We start from the raw sequence: 3258 nt of genomic DNA on the forward strand, positions 1-3258 counted from the left end.
CACGTGGGCAGTTATACCTTCATTTTCATTAAAATTTACTTGCAATAGAGGGAGTGTCCATACACGATCAGATCGTAGCTTCTTGATTTAGTTCCATCGATTTAAGCAACAAAGCCGATATCAAAAGTCAATTTGAAGGTTTGGAACGTAGTGGATATCGAATCATAAAGTCGGGAAAATCAGTAAACATAGAAACACCATTACCTCAAATATCAATCGCAGAACAGAGTTTTGACTCAGTATTGGAAGAAATTAGTATCGCACTAAATAAAGCCCAGCAGTTGCATTCGTGGATGGTAAATCACCCTTCTGTGTGACGTTAAAGAAACGATGCTCAGGAAAACTTATATCTAGAGGCTTGCTGATGGGGCATGAAACACAGAAATGCCCCATTATTGGTTTCGTCTAACAAATTTGCGATTTCAATCAGTCGTAATTTACCCAAATATAACTCATGTGACGTTAATAATAGTTATGCGGTGAGAGTGAAATTTTAATTGGATTGGTAAGTCGCTTCTGGACAGAAGCTAGTTAGATTAAATCGGCTAGACTCCCACTTTCAGATAACTTTTCGTATCCAAAAACATCAAAGACCACCATTTTTTGCGGTGGTCGATTTGCTCGGAACTGGAAAAAGCTGTCACCCGATATGTTTAACTCCAGGCTAAATTTGATTTTCTAGTATGTATGCAGTACGTACCAGTATAAACTCCTACCTCGATCTATCACACCGTTATTTAGCTCATAAGCAAGTCCATTCTACTCATCTCAATATTAGCCTTACCCGATATAAATGCGTTTCTTTGAGCTTCGTAAACTTCCATACACTTGCTATACTGCTCTTCCCTTAGTTTGTTTGTATCAACAAATGTCTTAACAACACCAGCCTCAACTCTGGTACAGTTTAAATTACTAATGGATGTAAGGAAAAACATGCCAAGTAACTCATCATTGTCACCCAAATACGGCTTGGCAATGTCCACCTCATTCAATCCTGGAGTTCTCCACTTTTCTTCAATGTTGATGGCGAAGTCTTTCTCAGGGCAGAAAAGATACTTTGTCACTGAGTGAATGGCTTTAGCAATCCCCAGCCTTGGGTTTTTCATTTGTAGCCGTAGGATTAGTCTCTCTACTGAGTGGACCGAAAACCTAATATTGCTGTCATAGATGGACAACACGCCATTGACCCTGGCTATGTATGCACCAGCGAACTTCAGGGAGCTTTCATCGAACAGGACAATCATGCCATAGATGTTTTTCTCATCGATGTAGAAGCCTGACATTGTTTTATCTTGAAAGAGATTCTTTACCTGCTTTCTGAGGTTCTTTTCGCCCTTCTCTTTGATGTGTATCTTCTTGAGGTTGTCAACGCATTCCCTTTGTAGAAACTTTCTTGCCTTTACTGAATACTTCTGATCAATAGGAAGTGTTGGGTCCAAAACAAACTTATTAGCTGTAGTGCTCATACTTCATTCCATTTCTGGTGTTGGTGGAACATCAACAGCCACAATTATTTTGTCCATATTTGTGGCCAGTGACTGTTATCTTTGGGAGTTACGATTCATTTAATAGCCATCTATTGCAGGATGGTAATCAACGTCCACGTAATTATCCCATTCAGCGTCCCACGCTCTGGAAATATGATTGTTAATTAGCTTGCCGTCTAGATAGAAGAACTCTCGGTAATTGCGTCCAATCTCGCTCTCCACTTGTTCAATCACAAGCTTCTCAGCATCTTCGATTGTCCACGGGTTATCTTTCTCTCTGACAAACTCAATGCAGATATAGCCCCAATCATGCAGATAGTCTTTGTCGCCATTCTCCGACCCGCCGGGAGCGATTAGACCACGTTGTTGTAATTCATCTACTGTGAGCAAACGTGCACCGATACGTTCAGCGAAGCCTTTGTTTAAGTATTCCTCTTGGAAGCTCTTTCTAGCCGTGATGAAATCACCTTCAACCTCTTTGTAGTCAAAAAGCTCCAAATCATCGTTGAACACTACAAGTAAGGAACTTTGCAAGTCAGGGTTAAACGGATTGATGGTAGCGCTAAAGTCGTTTTGTTTGAGTCTTTTCAGGTGGGTATCTAAAGCATGGAAAGATGGATAACCAATCTCTTGAGCGGCAACTTCAAGTGCTTTCATGTGACCGATTTTCTTCTCTTTTTTGATAGCTTTAGCACGAGATTTCACTTTAGAAATGGATGGTCGGGCAATTTTAGTCATGGTCTTATTCCTACACGGATTAACCTTTAGATTCACTCCTAATCATCAGTCATTCCGCTTATCAAAATAAGATCAGCTAAAACGATAGATATGTTCATGGTTCCAATATTGGAGTTTGCCTTTGGAGTGGGCTGGCTGCCATATAGCCGCTGGATAAGATATCCAATGCATAGTTGATTGTCAAAATGTTTATATTTCACACACACCATTTTCCACTAAGCACGGAGTGAAAGGTGCAGAGTTTGACAATGTTCTAGTTGTTTTGGCAGAGGGTGGAACTTATACAACTGGGATCAATTACTTACGTGGTTGCATACGACATGTCCAGCAAACAGAATAGGTGCATTAGAAAGAAATCGAAATCTCTTTTACGTGGCGTGCTCAAGACCCAAAAGTAACTTGACAGTGCTTATCACTCAACACCTATCGGATGAATCATTGGCTCTATTAAATCAATGATTTGGGGATGAACCGGTTCAATCACTATACTAAACGCCTCTCACATAACTTTGAGAGTCAATTACACATTGGCTCTCTTAATTATCGTAACTCAAGGCCCTTTAGAGAATTAGCGAGGACAGTCATATTAAGAAACTGCCTAGCCTCGCTAATGTGAAGGTCGGAAATTGCCGAAACTTTCGGATAACTCCGGCGGATTCTGAGAAACACGATTTTCAACCTGCTCACACCCCAAATGAGCATGGTCTTATCCTCTTTCGTCGGATTAGATTTGGTAGGGAAAACGCACGCTCCTAGATATTGTAGAGTATAAGCTCTGAATGATTTAGGGGCAAAAATAAGCCAGCGTTAAATGCGCTGGCTATGTGATTGTAGTTGTTGTGATCAAACTTTATTGTTTTTTCCTCGACTATTTAGCGTCAATATAAGGCTTTGTTGCTTAAATCGATGGAACTAAATCAAGAAGCTACGATCTGATCGGCTACACCCATTAATCGTCGTAGCCTCATGCCTAAACCTCGTTACAAAACAACTAACTGGACGCAGTACAACAAAGCCTTAATAAACCGTGGTT

The 3258-nt window shown here is 40.5% G+C and carries 2 protein-coding genes; both read right to left on the bottom strand.

The genetic code is table 11. From position 1 onward, the window contains the following. Window positions 1-737: 737 nt before the first annotated feature. Entirely contained in the window at window positions 738-1466 is a 729-nt protein-coding gene (locus R7Z41_RS23550) for a hypothetical protein (RefSeq protein ID WP_025590372.1), read from the bottom strand. Window positions 1467-1565: 99 nt separating this feature from the next. Further along, window positions 1566-2225 carry a hypothetical protein gene (locus R7Z41_RS23555; protein WP_225477610.1) on the bottom strand — a complete coding sequence of 220 codons (660 nt, stop codon included), beginning with the start codon at window positions 2223-2225 and terminating at the stop codon, window positions 1566-1568. Between the last annotated feature and the right edge of the window lie 1033 nt (window positions 2226-3258).

Origin of the sequence: Vibrio sp. 1457, from assembly GCF_033340195.1 — a bacterium.
Taxonomy (GTDB): domain Bacteria; phylum Pseudomonadota; class Gammaproteobacteria; order Enterobacterales; family Vibrionaceae; genus Vibrio; species Vibrio alginolyticus.